Here is a 21,842-nt window from a genome sequence, read left to right on the forward strand (position 1 = left end):
ATAAAATTTCAGCCCACTCTTATCCTTTTAATCAAACTTCTTTACTACAAAGCCAATAACTGAGCGATAATCAGAACATGTCCGAAAGTTGATGTAATTAACTTTCTGCGCGCAGTACTCTCCCCGCCCCGCCTGCCCGCTTAACGGGTCGCTTTTAATGCAGGTGCATGACCGGCCCCGGGGCGCGCCAGTACCGGCACCTGAGGGGAAAGCATGGACATGAAAACGCATGCAAAACCATGCACCTTACTGATGCATGGCTTAATTCGTGAAAATAGCGGAATCTGCGGGGATTTTTTGACGGACTAGTGCACGTCCAGCTCTGTGCGTTTTCTTACGTAATTCTGGTTTTGTGCTGGGGTGAATGTCTCACGATTATCATCCCGCGAAGCCGCGTCGGGCCTGAATCCGATGGCCGTTAAAATGTCATTATCCTGTACTGAATAATTTATTTTTTCACCGATAGCCAGCCAGACCGACAATGCCTCACGCAGATACTCGACCGAATGCTGCATGACAAGGTGTCTGACGGCGGGATGCTGACTGTTATAGCCCATAAGCTCTGGCGCAAGCGCAGAGGCCAGCTCCGCGCCATGTTCCTGCATAAAATCATTCAGGCGGTTACGTATGCTGATACGCTGGACATCCTCATGCGACCGGATATAGCGCCCGGCGGCCTGATTAATCTCCCATTTTTTTACGTCGATAATATCGCGCAGCATATTCAGTGTACGGGTGCGGCCGTTGTCGCCGGTGATAAGCAGTTCACGGTATTCCTGTTCGACCTCTGCCAGTTCCTGCCTGCGGGTCATCCAGGTGGTTTTATTATTCTTGCAGGTTTCAAAGGCCTGCTGCAGCGTCACAGTGGTCATGATGTCCCTCCTGCTTAATGACGGAACGGCGAGCTGTAGCAGCCCTGGACTTTACGCGGTGGCGGCGTTACCGGCGTCGGGTCGGGCTGCTCTTTTTCCGCCGGCGGCCGGATAACCTCATCAATCGATTCGATGGTGCGGAAGGTCGCTGAACATTCGATATTGGTGCACTGATGATAGCGCTGCTTAACGTTTTCAGACAGATAACGGCTGGTGCGCGTATGCGCAGATTTTTTACAGAACGGACAGTGCATCATGCCAGTACCCCCCGTGCCTTAAGGTCAGCTTCACGCTCACGTAAATTTTCAAACCATACCTTCTTTTGGGCGCCTGTAGCGGCCACGCCGTAATTCATATGCGGTAGCGTCTCCGCTGACAGCCCGGCTTTATAAAGCACAGGCTCATCAGCCAGACGGATGTGGCAGTCTTTCACTGCACGCTCAAGCCATGCCCTGACCTCCTGTATAACCGCTTTATCCGGTTCGGTGTATCCCTGAGTCCCGATGTTATTCGCGAGCGGATTACCCTGCGCCAGTATTTTCAGTTTCATCGCCCGCACAAGTGCGCCGCAGGTGTCACGCAGCGCGTTATCCAGCTCCTTACCGGCGTACAGACTGAGCACGTTATGATGCGCCTGACGGTATGCTCTGGCCGTACTGTCGCAGTTACCTTTCAGCCGGTCACATTCAAAAGCCAGCACCTCAGCGAGCCGGTCACACTCCTGTGCCAGTTCACGGGAAGCCACACGCGCCAGATGCTGTTGTTTCAGCTCATCCGTCAGCACCGCTCCACCGGCACAAAATGCCGCGCGCCATTCACTCGCTTCACTCCCGTTCTCCTGCTCAATCTCGGTTTTTTGCTGTGCGGTACGGGCAATCGCGGTGGTGATGTCATCCATCAGGCGGGCGTTTTCAAGATGAGTGGCTCTGGCTGCGTCCAGTTGCCGGAATGCCGGGGCCAGATAGTCAGGAATGGTTATGGTGGTCATGTTATTACTCCTCAGTGATGTCAAGCTGAGAAGATTCTGCATCGCCCCGCACAACAACTCGACCTATTGCAGTTGTGGCAGTAATGGCACAAACGAGGGCTAAAAATGCGACTGGCCAGAGAAAGGTCGCAGGATAACCCTCTCATTGTTTGTTTTTTTATATATAACTATTCACTACTGTTCACTGTAAATAAAAATATAGTTAATACAGTAAGTTAATAGGTGAACAGTTGAGAGGGAAGTGTTCACCGGGTGTTCACTACTGTTCACTTTCAAGAGTTTTTGAATTTTCATTGTTTATGTTATTTCCTATTAATCCCCTCATTTTTATAGATATCAGTAATCAAGCAAATATTTAATTTCTCACTCAAACCCATTTAAAGCCATTTAAAGCCATTTGAAACTTTACTGCTTGATATTTAGGCAGCCCGTGTAATGCCTTATGCAAACTCCACTTGTTGCAACAGGTGAAAATATTCACAAAATAGAGAGCTACCCGACTCCGGACGGATACGTTCGGAGCACTGTGGATATTAATGAGGTAGCGTTATGCACACGGCTTTATCAGTACCAGTTTCCCGCTCTGGCGTACATTTAACGTCAGTTTCAGACCCGACTCAGGAGCGTTTTTTACGACTTCCTGAAGTTATGCATCAGTGCGGCCTATCCCGATCGACGCTCTACGATTTAATCGCCCGTAACGCCTTTCCGGCTCAGGTCTCCCTCGGGGGTAAAAACGTCGCATGGCTCCAGTCAGAAGTGACCGCGTGGATGGCGGAACGCATTGCTCACCGCAACAGGAAGTATGACGCATGAATCAGAGTCACTTTCAAAAAGCCCCTTTTTCTGGCTTGCATCTGTTGTGTGTTTCCTGGTACAGTTTTCCTGCTGTCGCAAAATCGGCAGCCGGGATTTGCAGCCCGTGTAATTCACAGGCGACACAACACGCGCCTTGCGTGTTTTTTTACGTCGTAGCTCAGGCACACCTATATTTCGGGCTGTGGTGTTTACACCGTGGTTCCAGTCAAATAATGGTGGCTCGAGTGGGGCAGTCCTCGGACTGGCCGGTATTCTGTGAAGCCGGTACTGCAAACCCTGTTCGGGTCACCACCAATGAGATTTGCAGCTCCGGTGGTGGCGTTAACCGCTATTCACAGGAGGTTGCTCTAATGGCTACGACCCTCACCCCGTCACATCCCCAATTTATCTTTGTGTTTGCCGCTGTTCGCCGTGCAGACCGCAAGCCCCGTATCTGTATGCTCCGCGCCGTAGCTGGTGACGAACAGACTGCCCGTCTCTCTCTCGTTAGTGACTACGTGCTTTTCTTTGCTGCCCGTCTGCCGGTTGCGGAGGTGCGCCATGCATAACAACGATCAGACCGTCTCAGCGTGTCATGATGACCTCAATAGCGTCCGTGAGCACCTGAGCCTTGAATCGTTTCATAAACTCAATCGCGCCTGTGAAACCCTGCATTACTTTGGCAGTGATTTACGGCGTCATGAAATAAACGGACTCAGCCAGCTTTATACCCCTCAAATCCTGAGTTACGTGCACGAAGACATCAATTATGTGCTGGAAGAACTCAAGGCCAAAGGTCTGTGTCGGGATTTCATTGCACCGGCCACTGTAAGCGGAGGTGAGCACCATGTTTGATTTCCCTCAGCCGGGTGAATCATACCGCTGTTCAGGCTTTCCTGACGTGGTGGTGTCGGGCATTCTGGCCGGCGGCATTCCGTGGGATATGCCGTACCGCTGTCCAGGGCAAGTCTGGAATCCCTACCGACGCACCTACACCATCCTCATTCGTATAATCGGTACTGGGGATATGGCAGAAATTCCGCTCGGTCGTTTTTTGCGGGACTTTACCTGCAAGCTTCCCGATGTATTTAAGCGTAATCCTGAAAACCGTCACGCCGTTCTACGCGAAATCGCTGCCGACCCGGTATTGCAGCAATGGCGGGATAAAAATCTCGATAATTACCCGGCTGACAGGCCCCGCGTTAAGTGGCCCGCAGCGGTACCGCGGGCGTGGCGGAATATTTCCCGGACGGAGCCGGAAATAAAACCGGATAACGATTACCACCAGTATCTGTAATTAAAAATCGACAACAAAAATCAAATGTGCGTATTCGCGCAGGGATACGCACGCTTTCAGGAGACAGATTATGCCTGTTCAGTTAACCCCTGCTTTACGTGTTGCGCTATATCGCCGTGCGATCGCCTGCGCCTGGCTGACCGTATGTGAACATCAGAACCGCTATCCGCTGCTTACCCTCGACACGCTGGAAAGTGCCATGACCGACGAGCTGGAGGGGTTTTATTTACGCCAGCACGGCGAGGAAAAGGGCCGCCAGATTGCCTGTGCGCTGCTGGAAGATTTAATGGAAGCCGGACCGCTTAAAGCCGCCCCGTCGCTGTCCTTTCTCGGGCTGGTCGTGATGGATGAACTGTGCGCCCGCCACATCACCGCGCCGGTACAGCACTGAGGAAAGAAACAACGATGAAAATGAACGTAACAGAAACCGTAAAACTGGCGTGCGGCCACTGGCCGCGCATTTTCCCGGCGCTGGGGGTGGCGGTGATTAAAAACCGGCATCAGGCCTGTCCGGTATGCGGCGGGTCTGACCGCTTTCGCTTTGACGATAAAGAAGGGCGCGGGACGTGGTTCTGTAACCAGTGTGGCGCGGGTGACGGCCTGAAACTGGTAGAGAAAGTGTTTGGTGTGTCTGCATCTGAGGCCGCCGGAAAGGTGAACGCCGTGACCGGAAACCTGCCGCCGGTGGCCCCGGAAGTGATTGCGGCCGCAGAAGCCGGAACGGAGGCTGACCGGAAAGCGGCGGCCGCGCTGGCCGTCAGGCTCATGGAAAAAAACCGACCGGCCACCGGCAACGCATACCTCACCCGCAAGGGATTCCCCGCTCTGGAATGTCTGACGCTCACTGCCATGCATAAAACCGGCGGCGTGACGTTCCGCGCCGGTGATGTGGTTGTCCCGCTGTATGACGATACCGGCGCACTGGTTAACCTTCAGCTTATCAATTCTGACGGTCTCAAACGCACCCTGAAAGGCGGTCAGGTCAAAGGGGCATGTCATATCATCGAAGGGCAGAAACAGGCCGGAAAACGCCTGTGGATTGCGGAGGGTTATGCGACCGCACTCACCGTGCATCACCTGACCGGGGAAACCGTCATGGTGGCGCTGTCGTCCGTGAACCTCCTTTCTCTGGCAAGCCTTGCCCGTCAGAAATACCCGGCCTGTCAGATTGCCCTCGCCGCCGACCGCGACCTTAACGGCAACGGCCAGACCAAAGCCGCAGCGGCCGCAGAAGCCTGCGAGGGTATTGTTGCCCTGCCGCCGGTGTTTGGTGACTGGAATGATGCATTTATGCACAAAGGTGAGGAGGCGACGCGGAAAGCGATTTTTGACGCCATCCGGCCACCGGCTTACAGTCCTTTCTCTACCATGAGTGAGGCGGAATTTACCGCCATGAGCACCAGTGAAAAGGCAATGCGGGTGCATGAGCACTATGGCGAAGCGCTGGCCGTGGACGCGAACGGCCAGCTCCTGTCTCGCTATGAGGCCGGGATATGGAAAATCATTCCGCCTTCGGACTTTGCCCGCGACGTGGCTGGGTTGTTCCAGCGTCTGCGCGCACCGTTCTCGTCGGGGAAAATTGCCTCAGTGGTGGAAACCCTGAAACTGATTATTCCGCAGCAGGACACCCCCGCACGACGTCTGATTGGCTTTCGCAACGGCGTACTCGATACCGCCACCGGCACATTCAGCCCGCACCATAAATCACACTGGCTGCGCACACTCTGTGATGTCGATTTTACCCCGCCGGTGGAGGGTGAAACGCTGGAAACCCATGCACCGGATTTCTGGCGCTGGCTCGACCGTGCCGCCGGTAGCCGACCGGAAAAGCGTGACGTGATTCTGGCCGCGCTGTTTATGGTGCTGGCGAACCGGTACGACTGGCAGCTCTTTCTCGAAGTGACCGGCCCCGGTGGCAGCGGGAAAAGTATTCTGGCCGAAATTGCAACCATGCTCGCCGGAGAAGATAACGCCACATCGGCCACCATCGAAACGCTGGAATCACCACGTGAACGTGCTGCGCTGATAGGCTTCTCGCTGATTCGTCTGCCAGACCAGGAAAAATGGAGCGGTGACGGGGCAGGACTCAAGGCCATCACCGGCGGGGATGCGGTCTCGGTAGACCCGAAATACAAGGATGCGTACTCCACTCATATTCCGGCGGTGATTCTGGCCGTGAACAATAACCCGATGCGATTTACCGACCGCAGCGGCGGTGTTTCCCGTCGCCGGGTGATACTGCATTTCCCGGAACAGATTGCCCCGGAGGAACGCGACCCGCAGCTCAAGAAAAAAATCGCCCATGAGCTGGCCGTGATTGTGCGCCAGCTAATGCAGAGGTTCAGCGATCCGATGACCGCGCGCGCACTGCTCCAGTCACAGCAGAACTCCGACGAGGCGCTCAGTATTAAACGCGATGCAGACCCGACCTTTGATTTTTGCGGTTATCTGGAAGCACTGCCGGAGCCTGAGGGCATGTATATTGGCAATGCCAACATCATTCCGCGTCAGCCGCGCCTGTATTTGTATCATGCCTATCTGGCGTATATGGAAGCCCACGGCTACAGGAATACTCTCAGCCTCACCATGTTCGGTAAGGGGCTGCCAGCCATGCTGAAAGAGTACGGGCTAAGTTATGAGAAGCGCCGAAAAAATCAGGGCATACAAACCAATCTCGCGTTAAGAGAGGAAAGCAACGCCGACTGGCTGCCGAAATGTGATGACCCTGTAGCGAAATAACCTATCTAAGACCGGCATCCGCCGGTCTTAGCTCATCACTAACACAGAGAAGCTTTACTAAATTGCCGGAAAAGCACATTATTGATGACTAATATTTTATAATGTTTACAGGCTAATAGGATTATATAATGGATGTTCTGCAAACTGGTGGATTTGTTGTAAATACACTTACCATGCTAGTAGCTATTGGCTCATCTGCAATCAGTTACCTTGTGTATAAAGATAGTACTTCGCCAGATGTTATTGTATATCTCGAACAGAACGAAAACTCAAAAACAATTTTAAACATAGTCATAAAAAACATTGGAAAGAGTGCTGCGGCGGATGTAAAGTTTAGTTTTGACAGGGCGTTGCCACGCCAGGCATTTGACGGTGATGCATCTAGTAATATGACAGATGGCGCGTTTATTCAGGCAATACCATTTTTCGCACCAGGAACCAGTCGCGTATTCATGTTTGGCAATTATGCTGGAATAAAAGATTTTATTGGCAATGAAAAAATAAAGGTTACAAGTACTTTTCGTAAAGCAAACAGTAGAAATCCATTCTCACGAGAAATGTCTAATGAGAGTTATATAGAGATACAATCAATGGCTTATGTTGACGCTTCAGATAATAGTAACTCTCGTAAAATAGCTGAAAGTTTATCCAAAATAGAAAAGGCATTGGTTAAACTTAAGCAGTAGCATCTGTATCTGTTTTATAGAGCTAATATTCCTCTTTACGTTTAGTCAACTATATAAGAAAAATGGCTTTAATACTAACAACGAAAACGATTCAGGCTAAACTTCTCCAGACCGGCAATGGCCGGTCTTTTTTTTACCTGCAAAACGGCAAAAGTGAACAGTGAAGTGTTCACTGCTCACCAACCATTCACCGCGTAATATATTGATTTTTATAAAAATAAATACACAGTGAACAGTGTGAACAGTTTTTCCAAAAAAAAGTTTTTTTCTTGATGTGATCTATTCAAAAACAGGTTCATTTAACCACAGGAAGCGCTGCAACAAATCGCCATTGGTATACTCTTAGGTATACCAATGAAAGTTGAATTGGCTAAAATTGCTTTACAACAGATGGTTACGTGAAGTATTCAGACTCCGCCAGCTCCACCAAAATTCTTTGTTAACGGTCACCAGAGCCTGATACGAAGTCCTGAAAGCCCGCACGGCGCAAGCCTGCGGGCTTTTTTGTACCCTTAACTCATCCAGCCAAATTCATTACCACCTGTCAAAACCCTTCCAGCACAATCTTCCCGACCGCACGCCCTGTTTCCAGTTGAGCGTGGGCTTTCTGCACATTCTCTGCCGTGATCGTCCCGTAGTGCTCGCCCAGCGTGGTAGTAATCACCTGGTCGTCAATCAGCCCTGCCACGCGGGTCAGAAGCTGATGCTGGGCGATCATATCCCGGGTTTCAAACATTGAGCGGGTGAACATAAACTCCCAGTGCAGGGAGATGCTCTTTGCCTTCAGCGGGCGGGCATCCAGCGTCTCGGGATCGTCAATCAGCGCCAGTTTGCCCTGCGGCGCCAGAGCCTTAATGATTTCAGCGTAATGCGCCTCGGTGTGGTTCAGGCTGGCGACGTGGGTCACCTCGTTGATGCCCTGTGCGGCCAGCGCTTCCGACAGCGGCTTGCTGTGGTCGATAACATAATGCGCCCCCGCCTCCCGCACCCACTGTTGGCTTTCCGGGCGCGAGGCCGTGCCGATAACGGTCATTTTCGTCAGCTTGCGCGCCAGCTGAACCAGGATTGACCCCACCCCGCCCGCGGCACCGACGATCAGCAGCGTATCGCCTTCGTTGCCCTGCTCCTGAACGCCCAGCCGATCGAACAGCATTTCCCAAGCGGTGATGGCCGTTAACGGCATCGCGGCAGCGGCGGCGTTATCCAGGGATTTTGGCTTCAGGGCCACAATGCGCTCGTCCACCAGCTGATACTCGCTGTTGCTGCCCGCCCGGCCCAGGGCTCCGGCATACCAGACTTCATCTCCCGGCGCGAAAAGGGTCACCGCCTCGCCCACTGCGGTAACAACGCCCACGGCATCCCAGCCGAGGACCCGCGGCGTATCTCCGCTAAACCCGGCGCGCACCTTGGTGTCTACCGGGTTAACGGAGATGGCTTTCACTTCAATCAGCAGATCGTGCCCTGTCGCCGTTGGCTTCGGCAGCTTAATCTCGTGCAGGGCGTCGATGTTGTGGGGTGCAGAACGGGTAATAGCAATGGCTTTCATAATCTCTCCGGCGTTTTATTAGCGGTGTCGCAATAATTTGATGGTAAAGCGAAGCTGTGACGGGAAAAATAGCCTCGCGGAGACAAGACTTATACTCGGGAGATGAAAATGGTGCGGCTTGAGGATCTGGTACTGTTCGTTCGCGTCGCTGCCCTGAGCAGCTTCAGCGATGCGGCACGAGAGGCGGGCGTCCAGCCGGCGCAGGTCAGCGCCGCCATCAAACGGCTGGAGTCGTCGCTGGCCATCCGGCTGTTTGCACGCTCCACCCGCAGCCTGCGCTTAACGCCGGAAGGCGAAGCCTGGCTCCCCTACGCGCGCCAGATGCTGGATGCGATGTATGCCGGAATGCAAAAAATCCAGACCCCGGAAGAGGAGATCTCCGGTACCCTGCAGATTGCCGTCCCGTCGGATTTAGGCCGCAATTTGCTCCTGCCGGTGTTTCAGGCCTTCGATGAGCGCTACCCGGCATTGCGGCTGCGCATCTTTTTCTCCGACCAGGTAGCCGATGTCTTTAAGGATCCGGTGGATATCGCCTTTCGCTACGGCCTGCCGGAAGATGCGTCCTATATCTCCCTTCCCGTCGCCCCCGACAATCGCCGCGTGCTGGTGGCCTCGCCCGAGTGGGTCGCCCGCCACGGTGACCTGCACCATCCCGATGAATTAAGCCAGGTCAACGCCCTGACCTTTGTCCTGCGCGGGCGTCTTCACGATCGCTGGACCTTCTTCCGCGACGGGGAGATGCACAGCGTGAACGTCAGCGGCTCCATGATGAGTGATGATGCCGAGGTAATCCGCCGTCTGGCAGTCTCCGGAGCGGGCGTGGCATACAAATCCTGGCTCGACGTGGCGGAAGATGTCCGTGCCGGTCGACTCCAGGTATTAATGAAAAGCTATCAGGGCGAGAGCGTGCCGCTGAACATGATCTGCCCGCACCGCAAGCAGCTCTCCGCGGGTGTCAGGTTACTGTTTGAGGCGGTCAAAGCCTGTTGTGAAGGCCAGGCAACACGTTAATCCTCTGGAAGACGATATTTGCCTGCTTTTTTGGTACGAAAAGCGGCAAAAATGCGCTATAAAAGCCGCATGAAAATCCCAAACAGACTCCAGCCCCTGGTCGATGACGGCCTGATAGATAACGTGCTTCAACGCCTGAAAAGCGGCAAAGAGGCAGACGTTTACACCGTGCTATGCGGGGACCAGATTCAGTGTGCCAAAGTGTACAAGGAAGCGTCACAGCGCAGCTTTAAGCAGGCCGTGCAGTATCAGGAAGGCCGCAAGGTGCGCAACTCGCGTGACGCCCGCGCCATGCAGAAAGGCTCTAAATTTGGCCGTAAGCAACAGGAAGAGGTCTGGCACACGGCAGAGGTCGATGCGTTATTCCGCCTGGCGAACGCCGGTGTACGCGTGCCTCAGCCCTATATGTGTCTGGACGGCGTGCTGCTGATGGAACTGGTCACCGACGGTGATGGTGCCGTTGCGCCACGCCTGAGCGATGTCTCTTTAACGGAAGAAGAGGCTGTAAAAGACTTCGACACCATGATCCGCAATATCGTGCGCATGCTGTGTGCCGGTATTGTTCACGGCGACCTGTCAGAGTTTAACGTGCTGCTTGATGACAAGGGCCCGGTGATTATCGATCTGCCCCAGGCGGTGGATGCCGCCGCGAACAACCATGCGCAGTCCATGTTTGAGCGCGATGTGAATAACATCACCGAGTATTACGGACAGTTCGCCCCGCAGCTGCTGAAAACGCGCTATGCGAAAGAGATCTGGATGCTCTATGAAGACGGAAAACTGACCCCGGAATCGCCGCTGACCGGGCTGTTCGTCGAAGAGGTCCATGATGTGGATATGGATTCCCTGCTGGATGAGATCATTTCGGCGGAAGATGAGTATTACGAACGTCAGCGTGCCGTTAAAGAACGCGAAGAGGACTAACGCCATGAAAGCCCGCATATGCGGGCTTTGTTTTTAGGTCTTAAGACAGCAGGCTGTGATGCACCTTAATCACCGCTTTTTTGATCGTGCCCGACCGGGTAAGAGTGCAGCCGGGTTTATGTGGCTCCCCGGGCATAAAGACGGCAAACATCCCCGGAGTTAACGTCAGAGACTGTTCATTCTCAATGCGCTGGCAGAGCTGATAATCCTCCTCCTCATGCCACGCATCGCACTCCCCCGCACTCCCCGCCAGGCCGTAATAAATCCGCTCTTCACCTTCCAGCAGGATCTGAATATCGATGTAGCGGCGGTGCAGTTCGGCGCGTTTCTCTTCCGCACCTTGCGTCGCAAACGCCATCACATTGACAAATACCGTCTCCCCCTGCAGCGGATAGCTTCCCGGTGCAAGGTCCGCGATCCCGGCGCTAAGCGCCTGGTCGATAGCCTGACAGAACGTCGCCGGCAGCCCGGCCGCCTGAAGCTGCTTGATATCACCCACAATCATTGCAAATGTCCTTGTGCCCATAATGCCGCGCCCAGCAGTCCTGCGTTGCTCTGATGGCGGGCGGAACAGAGTTCAGTCTGGTACGCAGAGGGTTCCTGCGCCAGGTAGTGTTGTACCTGCGGGAGATAACCGTCGGCCAGCCCGATGCTGCCGCCCATCACCACCCGCTGGCAGTCGGTCAGGGATTTCAGATCCGCAATCAACCGCGCCAGGGTTCTGGCGGAACGCGCAATCAGCGCCACCGCCTGGGCATTACCCCGGGCGGCGTGAGCGAATATAGCTTTCGCATCCAGCCCGGCCAGCTCCCCTTGTGCGGCCGCGGCGATCCCCCGCCCCGAGGCGATGGCCTCTACGCAGCCGGTTCGTCCGCAGCCGCAGCGCGGCCCGTTCGGGTCGGCAAGGGTGTGCCCGCAGTGGCCAGCCAGCCCGCCGGAGCCAGTCACCAGCCTGCCGTTCTGGATCACCCCTCCCCCGACCCCGGTCGAGACGGTGATGAATACCATGTCGCGGATGGCGGGCGGCATCTGCTGATACTCGGCCAGCGCCGCGGCCTGGGCATCGTTCAGGGCCACGCCCGGGAGCCCGGTCAGGGCGGATAAACAGTCCACCAGCGGGAAGTGTGAAAGCCCCCCGAGGTTGGACGGATTGATCGAGGTTAATACCCCGTTCTGAATAATCCCGGTCGAGGCGATAGCAAAGTGCTGCGCCCGCAAAGAGAGCGGCATCACCAGCTCGCGCAGCGCGGCCTCCAGCGCATCCGGGGTCTGGCTGGCGGGTGTTGGGATCTCCCGGCGGGCGATAATTTGCAGGGCGCTGTCCACCAGCGCCGCGGCGAGCTTGGTCCCGCCGATATCAATGGCGAGCGCGATCATCTTGACGCTCTCTGTAATGCATCTGACGCGATCAGGGCCCCGCTAAAGGGTTTGCCGTCGATGGCGTCGTGGGTACGCAGGGCTTCAGGATGCAGCCAGCGCTGCACGCGGGACGGCATATCAAAACCAATCAGCAGGATGACGACAAAGGTCAGGCCGAACGAGAGCGAACAGAGCGCGGTGCCAAGATCCAGCCGCTGGGCGATAAAGGCCCCCAGCACCGGGGCTAACGCGCCACCCAGCGCACCGACGTTATAGGTAAAGCCAAGCCCGGCCGCGCGCTGCTCGGTATCAAAATAGCCGCCAATCAGTTTGGGCAGGATGCCGGAGATCCCCTGTCCGAACAGCTGCTGGAAGAAGAGCAGCAGGCCCAGCACCCAGACGCTGCTCCCGCCGATGGCGAACACCGGAATGATCAGCAACTGCGAGGCCAGCAGGCTCCAGACATAGGCTTTCCGCGTGCCTAACCAGTCCCCGAGGAAGCCCCCGGCGCAGCAGCCCGCGGCGGAGCCAAAGCCGCTAAAGAACAGCACCTGCGCAACGGTGGCGGGATCGTACGCCAGATCGGTTTTCAGATAGGTAGGCAACAGGGCCTGAATGGGCCAGGAGTAGAGGAAGGCAAACAGCACTACCACCATCAGGGTGACGCCGGTCGGCCAGCGTTTACCGTTGCTCTGCACCATAAAGCTGACAAAGATCCCCGCGCACAGCAGGCCGAGCACGGCGACAATCGCAGCGCTCTCCAGCTGGCCTGCGAAGCAGAACCACAGGGAGACCGCCGCCACCAGCGTCATGGCGATATTGATGACCCGATGTTCACCGCGATAGAGAATGTCCACCATGGTTTTAACCGGGGTTTTGCTCTGCTGCTTCTCCTTCCAGTCTTCAGCTTCAGGAATATTTTTACGCAGCCACAGGGCAAAGATAATCGGCAGAATGCCGATGAAGAACAGCGCCCGCCAGCCCCACTCCGGCACCACCAGGCTGTAGACCTGAGCCGCCACCACCGCGCCGACAGAGAAGCCGGAGATCAGGAAACCGCTGGCTTTATTACGCAGGTGTTTCGGCCAGCTTTCGATCACATAGGTCGCGCTGGAGCCGTACTCCCCCGCCATCCCCATGCCGATCACCAGACGGGCGATAAACATGGTGGTGTACCCCTGGGCCAGGCCGCACGCCAGGGTGCCGACGGAGAAGAGCACAATACTGCTGACCATCGCCAGGCGGCGACCGTAGCGATCGCCCATCGCGCCCAGCATCAGGCCGCCAAACCAGCGGGAGATAAAGGCGGCGGAGATCAGGCTCGCGGCGTGCAGGGTGGTCAGGCCGAATTCGGTTTTTATATCGGTGAGCACGAGGGCGATCAGAACAAAATCAAAACCATCAAGAACGTAACCGACCCAGGCGGCAGAAAACGCACGCCACTGTTGACGGCTGAGGCAACGATACCACGGGACATTTTGTGTCATTGTATTCATGTCAGTCTCCGCAATGGGTAAACCCATACGCTGTTTTTGTAGGGTACAGCTTGAGTGATGCCGGACAGGCCCGGCATCAGACGTTGTCTTAACCTTGTTCTTTTTCGTGCTGGAGCTGTTGCGCTAAGGCCCGCAGCTCAGGCAAGTATTTTTCATCGACCGGCGCAAACGGCTTGCGGCACAGCGGCACCTCAATCACGTCCATGTAGTGCAGCACCGTTTTCAGGCCGCGGAACACGCCGACCTTGATCAGCAGGTCGATAACCTCATTACATTTTGTCTGCAGCGCCTGGGCGGTGGCGATATCCCCTTCTTTCAGGGCTTTAACGATCCCCTGATAACGCCAGCCCATGATGTTGTACGTGCTACCGATCCCGCCATCCGCCCCAGCCAGCAGGCCGGAGGCGAAGATCTCGTCGTAGCCGTTGTAGAGCACCAGATCCGGGTGCGCCCGGCGGATCTGCTCCATCTGGAAGAGATCGCCGGAGGTCTGTTTCAGGGCGCCCACGCCCGGCAGGGTCACCAGGGTGTTGATCTGATCCAGAGAGAGTTTCACTCCGCTGAGGGCCGGAATGTTGTACACCACCATCGGCAACCCTTGTGCAGAATCAATGATCCCCCGGTAGTGATCGCAGTGTTCCTCAAAGCTGAACGGGTAGTAGAACGGCGTCACGGCTGAGACGGCGTCATAGCCAAAACGGCTGGCGGCCCGGGCGAGCTGCTGGCTCTCGTGGGTGCTGACGGTGCCGACATGAGCAATCAGGGTAATTTTTCCTTTCGCCTCTTCGGCAACGATCTCAAGCACTTCCTGGCGCTCAGCGCTGCTTTGCACAAAGGCTTCGCCGGTAGAACCCCCGACGTACAGGCCGTCCATGCCCTGAGCAATGTTGAACCGCACCAGCTGGCGCAGGCTTTGGGTATCCAGCTGCTGCTGGTGATCAAACGGTGTAAGCAGAGCGGGCATAACCCCTTTCAGCGTAACTGACATAGTAACCTCGATAGGTGATGATGATGTTATGACTGTAGACCTTTATACCTGTTATACCAGCATGGCCGAAACAAACATCAACGAAATGCGCAGAACGCGATCCAGTTCACTAAACGATCGTGGGGCTACTTGCGGCGCTTTTTGCTCTGATCGAAGGCGTGCCAGGTGGCGAAAACGCTGGTGAGGTGCGCCTGTAAAGCCTGTTCAGCCGCATCGGGATCCTGACTGCGGATCGCCTTAAAGATGGCGATATGCTGTTGATAACTGGTGTTATTATGCTCACGCAGCGCCTGCTCAGGTACCGCAGGACGGGCGGCGATCAGCCAGTCGATCAGGGCCACGTGGATGGCCATAAAGATAGGGTTATCCGGGATCTCCGCCAGCACGCGATGAAACTCGACGTCAGAGCGGATAAAGAGCGCATTGTCATCCAGCGACTGGCTGTTCAGCTCCAGCGCTTTTTCCAGCAGGGCAATTTGCGCCTCGCTGGCATGCTGGGCGGCATGGCGTACCAGGCTGGATTCGAAAAACAGGCGCAGCTGTTCGAAGTGGGCAATCCCACCCGGATGGGCCAGGAAATCCTTCGCCATGCCGGAGAGCTCGCTGATGATGGTATCCGCAGACGGACGCGAAATGCGGGCGCGCTCGCCGTTCTGGATCTGTACCAGCCCTTTGCGTTTTAACGCCGCCAGCGCTTCACGCACCGAAGGCCGCCCGACGTTAAAAAAGGCCATCAGCTCTCGTTCAGAGGGCAGTTGCTCCCCTTCGGCAAACTCACGACGACGGATCATCTGCTCCAGCTCTTCTTCCACCATCTCTGACAATTTTTTGCGCGCCAGCGGACGACGGCGTAATGCACGCCCAATGGTTTCCGGGGAAGTTTCTGCCTGTTTTTCGCGGGACAAAGTCATAGACGTTACATCGTAAGAAGTTGAGTTAAAGAGTTCTTTATCATACCACAGGCATTACCGCCAGGTGAGAGGCGAACGGACCCACTACACGCTGAATAATTATCAATTACAAAAACGATTACATATTCTCTGATATTCACTGGCCATTATTAATTTTGACCAACCGTTCAACTATTCCTTCGCAGGGTAATATAATTGTTACCCCCGCAGGAATTTAAAAAATAAATTCGCCTGCTAAATAATTCTCACATTCAACAAAAACAGCCAGAAAAATAATTTCGAAAATATAGACAGCGCCCTTCAAATTGTACAACTCTGCAAAAATGGCGTAGAAAAAATAATAACCGCGCCTCTGAGTGCTCATAAGAAAGTATTATTGTGGGAAGATAAAGACACTCCATAGTTATCACAATAGCGAGACAGTAACATGTGATAACAATTTTAAACATTCGTTAAGCCCCGCTAAAACCTTGTCATGCCTGTGGCCCTGGCCCTTTGAATGCCTGTGCGCATTTAAAGCGTCGAGTCCGTCAGTGATTTTATTTATCGCTCCACAGGAGGGATAAATAAACTTACCCAAAATTCACCCCCGCAACCCCGGTAATAACGGGGAAAGGGCACTGTCATTAACGACTTAACACGGAGCGCATTAATGCAATCACCGACCCTGGATTAATCCCGTACGACCCGGCACCTCCTTTTCGCACAATTTTTAAACAGCGAAAAAGAATGATGATAGCGATTCAAGATTGAGGTAATTAATTATGGCCGAACAATATGATTTTACTGTCACGCTGCATGACCTCGAATTTATTCTCAAGCAGATCAAGATCTCGGAATCCGCCACGAATGCCGATGGCACCGTCAACGGCGACGCGCTGCGCGACGCGGTAGGTGACCCGCTGCTGCCGTACGGCATTCGTACCGTAGACGGCTCCTGGAACAACCTGTTACCGGGTCAGGAGATGTACGGTGCTGCCGATCAGACCATGCCCCGTCTGGTGCCGCTGGATCTGCAAGCCATTCAAAACAATCCAGAACTGGCAAAATATCTGAGTACCTCCGGCCCTAACGGCGTGGTGACCGATTCCGACCCGCGTACCATCAGTAATATTATTTCCGACCAGAGCAGCAATAACCCGGCGGCAGTGGATGCGGCGGAGGGACTAAAAGACGCCCCCGGCGGCGGCACCAGCGAGAATGGCAGCCTCTCCATCCCTAACCTCTCCCCGGATGTCGGCCTGTCGCCCGCCTTCAACGGCTGGATGACCTTCTTCGGCCAGTTCTTCGACCATGGTCTGGATCTGATCCCCAAAGAGGGTAACGGGATCGTCTTTATCCCGCTGATGCCTGACGATCCGCTGTACAAAGAGGGCTCCCCGACCAACTTCATGATCCTCACCCGGGCCAAAGTGGATGCCACCCACAATACGGTGAACACCACCACCCCGTGGATCGATCAGAACCAGACCTACACCTCTCATCCGTCGCATCAGATCTTCCTGCGCGAATACACCTTCATCGATGGCAAACCCGAGCCAACCGGCAATCTGCTGGATGGCGCGCACGGGATCGCCACCTGGGGTGAGGTCAAAGCCCATGCCCTGCAATTCCTCGGCATTCAGCTGACCGATGCGGATGTTTTCAACGTGCCGCTACTGGCGACCGACCGCTACGGCAACCTGATGTTAAGCGCGAACGGAAAAGTGCAGATTGTCACCCTTCACGGGCTGGTGGAGGCCAACGGCGGCTTGCTGCCGTCCGACACCCTGCGCACCGGCCATGCTTTCCTTGATGACATCGCCCACACGGCGGTACCGAAAGTTGACGCCAACGGCGTCCTGCTTGCCGATGCCAACGATGTGATTGGCGGGGCACCGGAAGCCGGCACCTACGATAACGAACTGCTCGATCGCCACTTCATCACCGGTGATGGCCGCGGCAACGAGAACGTCGGCTTAACCGCGGTGCACTCGGTGTTCCACGACGAACATAACCGTCTGGTAGAGCAGTACAAAGCCACCATTCTGGGGTCGGGTGATGTCAGCCTGATCAACCAGTGGCTGATGCCGAACCACCAGATCACCGAGATCCCGGCAGACACCAGCACCCTGGTGTGGAACGGCGAATACCTGTTCCAGGCCGGGCGTTTTACCACCGAGATGGAATACCAGCACCTGGTATTTGAAGAGTTCGCCCGCGCCGTGCAACCGGCGGTCGACCCGTTTGTCTTCTCGAATACCGCCGACATCAACCCGGCGATCTTCGCGGAGTTCGCCCACGTGGTCTACCGCTTCGGCCACTCGATGCTCACTGAGAGCGTCGATCGTATCGGCATGGATATGGCCAGTGACGACCTCGGACTCATTCAGGCCTTCCTTAACCCACTGGCCTTCGATAACGACGGCTCCATGGAAAGCCATGCCGCCATCGGCGCGATTGTGCGCGGGATGACCCGTCAGGTGGGGAACGAAATCGATGAGTTCCTGACCGGGGCACTGCGTAATAACCTGGTCGGTCTGCCGCTGGATTTAGGTGCGCTCAACATCGCCCGCGGTCGCGACACCTTTATGCCCACCCTCAATCAGGCCCGGGCGCAGTTCTTCGAACTGACGGGCAACAGCGAGTTGAAGCCCTATGAGAGCTGGGCTGACTTTGCGGTTTACCTGAAAAATACCGCCTCGATCCTCAACTTTATGGCCGCCTACGGGCAGCATCAGTTGATCCTTGACGCCACCACCATCGAAGGTAAACGCGCCGCGGTAGATTTCCTGCTGTTTGGTGATGCCAACGACGCGCGGCGTGCCGACGCGTTTGACTTCTTCAACAGCACGGGCGCATGGGCTAACAAAGAAACCGGCCTGAACATGGTCGACTTCTGGATTGGCGGCCTGGCAGAGCGGAAAAATGAGTTCGGCGGCATGCTCGGCTCCACCTTCAACTTCGTCTTTGAGACCCAGATGGAGATGCTGCAGGACGGGGACCGCTTCTACTACCTGAGCCGTACCCAGGGCCTGAACATGCTTACCCAACTGGAGGCCAACTCGTTTGCCGCCCTGGTCATGCGTAACAGCGACCTCGGCAATGAAGGCTCCTCTCACGTGCATGCGAAACTGTTCATGACCCCGGATCATATTCTGGAAGTGAACACCGGGGTACAGATTGGCGCTGACCCTAAATGGGGTAATGCGCTCAAAGACCTGCTCACCCCGCTGGTGGTCCGCAAAGCAGCCGGGGCGGACGTCGACGGCGATGGCAAGGCGGATGGCGCTTACCTGAAATACATCGGCGACGGGCACGTGGTGCTGGGCGGCTCTGCCGGTAACGATACCTTAATTGGCGGCAAAGGTATCGACAGCTTGTGGGGCGACGGCGGCGACGACCGTCTCGACGGTGGTGATGAAGCGGATACCGTGCACGGTGGCGACGGGGACGACATCATCACCGACACCGGGACCCCGGTAGGCGACGCCGACTTCCTGCACGGCGATGCCGGGAACGACGTCATCTTCTCCGGCAACGGTAACGACCTCAGCTTCGGCGGCAGCGGCCAGGACTTTATTGTCGTCGGCGAAGATGCCCAGGAGGTGTTTGGCGGCCTGGGCAATGACTTCATCATGGGCGGTTCCGGGGCCGACGCGCTACTGGGCAACGAAGGCGACGACTGGCTTGAGGGCGGCGACGGCTTTGACTCCCTGACGGGCGAGAACTCCGAACTGTTCTTCAACAGTACCATTGTCGGTCACGACGTGCTGAACGGTCAGGGGAACGACACTGACTACGACGGCGAAGCGGGCGACGACATCATGGTGCAGGGCGCGGGCATCCAGCGTAACAACGGGATGGCGGGCTTCGACTGGGCGATCCACAAGGGCGACGTTGTCGGTGCCAACTCTGACCTCGGGATCCCGATCTTCGTTAACCAGCAGGAGTTCATCCTGCGGGATCGCTTCGACCTGGTGGAGGGGCTGTCGGGCTGGAAATTTAATGATGTACTCACCGGGACCGATCAGCCGCTTGGCACCGCCCCGGTTCAGGGAACGCCACTCTCCAACAACCTCACCCTTGAAGGAGTAGCGCGCATCAACGGCCTCGATAAGGTGGTCGGCAGCAATCTCATCAATGGCGCCGTGGATGGTGTGGTGCTGAACCCGGACAACGGCGCGGACATTATTCTCGGCGGCGGCGGCAGCGACCGCATCATGGGTAAAGCGGGGAATGACATCATCGATGGCGATGCCTGGCTGAACGTGCGTATCGAAGTGCGCGACGCACAGGGTGGCGTCATCAAAAGTGTCGACAGCATGAAAGAACTCAATGCCGACATGCTGAACCGCGTGATCAACCCGGGCCAGCTGCACATCGTGCGTGAGATCCTTAATGACGGTAACAATGGCGAAACCGACATTGCGCTCTACCGCGACGTCAACGGTAACTACAACTTTACCCGCAACGCCGACGGCAGCCTGACGGTCAACCACGCCACCGTCTCCGCCAACCTGCCCGACGGTGACGGCACCGACCGCCTGCTGAATATCGAAAAACTGGAGTTTGGCGACAACACCCAGCTGTGGGTGACATCGCAAAAAGCCACCGGCAGCGTCGACATCAGCAACAAAGCCCCTGGCGTGGGCGATCTGCTCCGGGTCAGCACTGCTAACCTGGCGGATGGCAACGGCCTGGCGGACAACCTGCCGATCACCTACACCTGGCAGGCGCTGATTGGCGGCCAGTGGCGCGACCAGGCCACCGGCACCGAGTTCAGGGTAGGCAACAACCTCTTTGGCGCGCAGCTGCGGGTCACCGCCAGCTTCAACGACCGAATGGGCGATGCGGAATCCCTGGTGTCGGCGATCACCGGCACGGTAGGACCACGGGATCAACCGACTCGCGGCGCGCCGGTGGTCAGTGACCTGACGCCAACCCGCACCCTGGCCCTGACGGCTGACGTCTCGGGTATTACCGATGGCGATGGCCTGACCAACGGTAACAACTTCCGCTACCAGTGGCAGATGAGTTCGGGTCTGGGCTTCATCAACATTGCCGGGGCCACGGCGGCCACCTTTACCCCAACCCAGACGACGGTAGAGCGGCAGCTGCGGGTGGTGGTGACGGTGACCGACGATGAGGGCAACCCATCGGTCACCCTGACCTCAGCCCCGACCCAGCTGGTCGGTAATCTGCTGACCGGTAACAACGGGGCGAACACCCTGTTCGGCACATCCGGCAGCGACTACATCGACGGCGGCGCGGGGAACGATACCCTGCTCGGTCTGGCAGGTGACGACGTGCTGATCGGCGGGACGGGCAATGACGACCTGGACGGCGGTGTAGGTGCTGACCAGATGGCGGGCGGCGTCGGCAATGACACCTATCACGTGGATAACCTGGGCGATGTGATCACGGAAGGCGCCAACGCCGGGACCGATCTCGTTGAGGTCACCGCCGCCAGCTACGTGATGGCCGACAACCTTGAAAACCTGACCTATAGCGGAACCGGCAACTTCAACGGCACCGGTAACGCGCTGGCCAACACCATGACCGGCGGCAGAGGTAACGACACCCTCAACGGGATGGACGGCGACGATACCCTGTTCGGTCTGGCCGGGAACGACACCCTGCTTGGCGGAAACGGTAACGACGGTCTCGACGGCGGTCAGGGTGCCGACGCCATGAGCGGCGGTCTCGGGAATGACATCTATACCGTGGATAACGCGGGGGATACGGTGGTGGAAGGCGTCAACGGCGGGACCGATACCGTCCGGGTGAGCCTCAACACGTATACGTTGACCCAGGATGTCGAGGTCCTGACCTTTACCGGCAACGGCGGCTTCACCGGGACCGGTAACGCCCTGGGGAACACCCTCACCGGCGGCTCCGGTATTGACCGGCTGAACGGCTGCGGCGGGAATGACACCCTCACCGGCGCGGGCGGCAACGATGTCTTCATCTTCGGTGCCTCTTTCGGGCAGGACGTCATTACCGATTTCGACAGCAATGCGGCCGGGGGTCAGGACGTTATTAACCTGGCGGGAAGAGGTCTGACGGCGGGCAACTACCTCAGCACCATCTCGGTCACGGCCAATGGTTCGTCGACCGTCCTGAACTTCGCCAGTGGTGAACGAATCACCTTAACCAATACGGCGGTGAGCGCAATAACGGCAACTGATTTCCAGTTCAGTTAACTCACGACGTCAATAAATAGTACCCAGACCTCATTGATGTAA

Annotated in this window: 19 protein-coding genes; 10 read left to right on the top strand and 9 right to left on the bottom strand. The window is 56.2% G+C overall.

Annotation, left to right across the window (positions count from 1 at the left end):
- Window positions 1–305: 305 nt before the first annotated feature.
- The 3 genes from SOM40_RS17845 to sid are packed head-to-tail and all read right to left on the bottom strand — an operon-like array spanning window position 306 to window position 1,860.
- Entirely contained in the window at window positions 306–872 is a 567-nt protein-coding gene (locus tag SOM40_RS17845; protein WP_320530464.1) for a phage polarity suppression protein, read from the bottom strand.
- 14 nt (window positions 873–886) lie between these two features.
- A complete protein-coding gene (locus SOM40_RS17850; RefSeq protein ID WP_320530465.1) occupies window positions 887–1,129 on the bottom strand; it encodes an ogr/Delta-like zinc finger family protein in 243 nt (80 codons plus the stop codon).
- Window positions 1,126–1,860 carry a capsid size-determining scaffold Sid gene (gene sid, locus SOM40_RS17855; RefSeq protein WP_320530466.1) on the bottom strand — a complete coding sequence of 245 codons (735 nt, stop codon included), beginning with the start codon at window positions 1,858–1,860 and terminating at the stop codon, window positions 1,126–1,128. The genes SOM40_RS17850 and sid overlap by 4 nt, the downstream gene beginning before the upstream one ends.
- 549 nt (window positions 1,861–2,409) lie before the next feature.
- Here sid and SOM40_RS17860 point away from each other — a divergent pair.
- The 7 genes from SOM40_RS17860 to SOM40_RS17890 all read left to right on the top strand — a co-directional run bounded on the left by SOM40_RS17860 (window position 2,410) and on the right by SOM40_RS17890 (window position 7,380).
- Window positions 2,410–2,676 (top strand): helix-turn-helix transcriptional regulator, encoded by a 267-nt coding sequence (locus SOM40_RS17860; protein ID WP_320530467.1) that lies wholly within the window; start codon window positions 2,410–2,412, stop codon window positions 2,674–2,676.
- Window positions 2,673–3,227, top strand: a complete 555-nt coding sequence (locus tag SOM40_RS17865) for a host cell division inhibitor Icd-like protein (RefSeq protein WP_320530468.1) — start codon at window positions 2,673–2,675, stop codon at window positions 3,225–3,227. Before SOM40_RS17860 ends, SOM40_RS17865 begins: the two co-directional genes overlap by 4 nt.
- Complete coding sequence (locus SOM40_RS17870) at window positions 3,220–3,513, top strand: derepression protein (RefSeq protein WP_320530469.1); 294 nt, start codon at window positions 3,220–3,222, stop codon at window positions 3,511–3,513. Before SOM40_RS17865 ends, SOM40_RS17870 begins: the two co-directional genes overlap by 8 nt.
- The gene (locus SOM40_RS17875) at window positions 3,506–3,955 is read left to right on the top strand and encodes a hypothetical protein (protein WP_320530470.1); all 450 of its coding nucleotides are present in this window, start codon (window positions 3,506–3,508) and stop codon (window positions 3,953–3,955) included. Before SOM40_RS17870 ends, SOM40_RS17875 begins: the two co-directional genes overlap by 8 nt.
- A 70-nt stretch (window positions 3,956–4,025) precedes the next feature.
- Window positions 4,026–4,346 carry a DUF5375 domain-containing protein gene (locus SOM40_RS17880; protein ID WP_320530471.1) on the top strand — a complete coding sequence of 107 codons (321 nt, stop codon included), beginning with the start codon at window positions 4,026–4,028 and terminating at the stop codon, window positions 4,344–4,346.
- A 14-nt stretch (window positions 4,347–4,360) separates the two neighbouring features.
- Window positions 4,361–6,694, top strand: a complete 2,334-nt coding sequence (locus tag SOM40_RS17885; RefSeq protein ID WP_320530472.1) for a primase-helicase zinc-binding domain-containing protein — start codon at window positions 4,361–4,363, stop codon at window positions 6,692–6,694.
- A gap of 128 nt (window positions 6,695–6,822) precedes the next feature.
- The gene (locus SOM40_RS17890; protein WP_320530473.1) at window positions 6,823–7,380 is read left to right on the top strand and encodes a DUF8453 domain-containing protein; all 558 of its coding nucleotides are present in this window, start codon (window positions 6,823–6,825) and stop codon (window positions 7,378–7,380) included.
- Window positions 7,381–7,924: 544 nt separating this feature from the next.
- Here SOM40_RS17890 and SOM40_RS17895 read toward each other — a convergent pair.
- The gene (locus SOM40_RS17895) at window positions 7,925–8,926 is read right to left on the bottom strand and encodes a zinc-binding alcohol dehydrogenase family protein (RefSeq protein ID WP_320530474.1); all 1,002 of its coding nucleotides are present in this window, start codon (window positions 8,924–8,926) and stop codon (window positions 7,925–7,927) included.
- A 108-nt stretch (window positions 8,927–9,034) separates the two neighbouring features.
- Here SOM40_RS17895 and SOM40_RS17900 point away from each other — a divergent pair, with 108 nt between their 5' ends.
- Together SOM40_RS17900 and SOM40_RS17905 are read left to right on the top strand one after the other, a co-directional pair.
- Window positions 9,035–9,937 (top strand): LysR family transcriptional regulator, encoded by a 903-nt coding sequence (locus SOM40_RS17900; protein WP_106994986.1) that lies wholly within the window; start codon window positions 9,035–9,037, stop codon window positions 9,935–9,937.
- A gap of 69 nt (window positions 9,938–10,006) precedes the next feature.
- The gene (locus SOM40_RS17905) at window positions 10,007–10,861 is read left to right on the top strand and encodes a PA4780 family RIO1-like protein kinase (protein ID WP_106995046.1); all 855 of its coding nucleotides are present in this window, start codon (window positions 10,007–10,009) and stop codon (window positions 10,859–10,861) included.
- A 40-nt stretch (window positions 10,862–10,901) separates the two neighbouring features.
- Here SOM40_RS17905 and nanQ read toward each other — a convergent pair whose 3' ends face one another.
- From nanQ to nanR, 5 genes are all read right to left on the bottom strand, one after another.
- The gene (nanQ, locus tag SOM40_RS17910) at window positions 10,902–11,366 is read right to left on the bottom strand and encodes an N-acetylneuraminate anomerase (RefSeq protein ID WP_320530475.1); all 465 of its coding nucleotides are present in this window, start codon (window positions 11,364–11,366) and stop codon (window positions 10,902–10,904) included.
- Window positions 11,363–12,238: an N-acetylmannosamine kinase gene (nanK, locus tag SOM40_RS17915; RefSeq protein ID WP_320530476.1), complete on the bottom strand. Its 876-nt coding sequence runs from the start codon at window positions 12,236–12,238 to the stop codon at window positions 11,363–11,365. Before nanK ends, nanQ begins: the two co-directional genes overlap by 4 nt.
- Window positions 12,235–13,716, bottom strand: coding sequence for an MFS transporter (locus SOM40_RS17920; protein WP_106994983.1), 1,482 nt, complete (start codon window positions 13,714–13,716; stop codon window positions 12,235–12,237). Before SOM40_RS17920 ends, nanK begins: the two co-directional genes overlap by 4 nt.
- A gap of 88 nt (window positions 13,717–13,804) precedes the next feature.
- A complete protein-coding gene (nanA, locus tag SOM40_RS17925; protein WP_320530477.1) occupies window positions 13,805–14,704 on the bottom strand; it encodes an N-acetylneuraminate lyase in 900 nt (299 codons plus the stop codon).
- Between the two features lie 125 nt (window positions 14,705–14,829).
- Window positions 14,830–15,615 (bottom strand): transcriptional regulator NanR, encoded by a 786-nt coding sequence (gene nanR, locus SOM40_RS17930; RefSeq protein ID WP_261645152.1) that lies wholly within the window; start codon window positions 15,613–15,615, stop codon window positions 14,830–14,832.
- A 764-nt stretch (window positions 15,616–16,379) separates the two neighbouring features.
- Here nanR and SOM40_RS17935 point away from each other — a divergent pair.
- Window positions 16,380–21,800, top strand: coding sequence for a peroxidase family protein (locus tag SOM40_RS17935; RefSeq protein WP_320530478.1), 5,421 nt, complete (start codon window positions 16,380–16,382; stop codon window positions 21,798–21,800).
- Window positions 21,801–21,842 lie beyond the last annotated feature (42 nt).

This window comes from Leclercia sp. CFBP8987 (assembly GCF_034044995.2).
Classification (GTDB): domain Bacteria; phylum Pseudomonadota; class Gammaproteobacteria; order Enterobacterales; family Enterobacteriaceae; genus Enterobacter; species Enterobacter tamurae.

What these genes read in the sequence shown, in the direction of transcription:
- SOM40_RS17920 (WP_106994983.1), bottom strand. Translation starts at nt 13,716, where the DNA reads ATGAATACAATGACACAAAATGTCCCGTGGTATCGTTGCCTCAGCCGT.
- SOM40_RS17905 (WP_106995046.1), top strand. Translation starts at nt 10,007, where the DNA reads ATGAAAATCCCAAACAGACTCCAGCCCCTGGTCGATGACGGCCTGATA.
- sid (WP_320530466.1), bottom strand. Translation starts at nt 1,860, where the DNA reads ATGACCACCATAACCATTCCTGACTATCTGGCCCCGGCATTCCGGCAA.
- SOM40_RS17870 (WP_320530469.1), top strand. Translation starts at nt 3,220, where the DNA reads ATGCATAACAACGATCAGACCGTCTCAGCGTGTCATGATGACCTCAAT.
- SOM40_RS17845 (WP_320530464.1), bottom strand. Translation starts at nt 872, where the DNA reads ATGACCACTGTGACGCTGCAGCAGGCCTTTGAAACCTGCAAGAATAAT.
- nanK (WP_320530476.1), bottom strand. Translation starts at nt 12,238, where the DNA reads ATGATCGCGCTCGCCATTGATATCGGCGGGACCAAGCTCGCCGCGGCG.
- SOM40_RS17895 (WP_320530474.1), bottom strand. Translation starts at nt 8,926, where the DNA reads ATGAAAGCCATTGCTATTACCCGTTCTGCACCCCACAACATCGACGCC.
- nanR (WP_261645152.1), bottom strand. Translation starts at nt 15,615, where the DNA reads ATGACTTTGTCCCGCGAAAAACAGGCAGAAACTTCCCCGGAAACCATT.
- SOM40_RS17850 (WP_320530465.1), bottom strand. Translation starts at nt 1,129, where the DNA reads ATGATGCACTGTCCGTTCTGTAAAAAATCTGCGCATACGCGCACCAGC.
- SOM40_RS17935 (WP_320530478.1), top strand. Translation starts at nt 16,380, where the DNA reads ATGGCCGAACAATATGATTTTACTGTCACGCTGCATGACCTCGAATTT.
- SOM40_RS17865 (WP_320530468.1), top strand. Translation starts at nt 2,673, where the DNA reads ATGAATCAGAGTCACTTTCAAAAAGCCCCTTTTTCTGGCTTGCATCTG.
- SOM40_RS17885 (WP_320530472.1), top strand. Translation starts at nt 4,361, where the DNA reads ATGAAAATGAACGTAACAGAAACCGTAAAACTGGCGTGCGGCCACTGG.
- SOM40_RS17875 (WP_320530470.1), top strand. Translation starts at nt 3,506, where the DNA reads ATGTTTGATTTCCCTCAGCCGGGTGAATCATACCGCTGTTCAGGCTTT.
- SOM40_RS17880 (WP_320530471.1), top strand. Translation starts at nt 4,026, where the DNA reads ATGCCTGTTCAGTTAACCCCTGCTTTACGTGTTGCGCTATATCGCCGT.
- SOM40_RS17860 (WP_320530467.1), top strand. Translation starts at nt 2,410, where the DNA reads ATGCACACGGCTTTATCAGTACCAGTTTCCCGCTCTGGCGTACATTTA.
- SOM40_RS17900 (WP_106994986.1), top strand. Translation starts at nt 9,035, where the DNA reads ATGGTGCGGCTTGAGGATCTGGTACTGTTCGTTCGCGTCGCTGCCCTG.
- nanA (WP_320530477.1), bottom strand. Translation starts at nt 14,704, where the DNA reads ATGTCAGTTACGCTGAAAGGGGTTATGCCCGCTCTGCTTACACCGTTT.
- nanQ (WP_320530475.1), bottom strand. Translation starts at nt 11,366, where the DNA reads ATGATTGTGGGTGATATCAAGCAGCTTCAGGCGGCCGGGCTGCCGGCG.
- SOM40_RS17890 (WP_320530473.1), top strand. Translation starts at nt 6,823, where the DNA reads ATGGATGTTCTGCAAACTGGTGGATTTGTTGTAAATACACTTACCATG.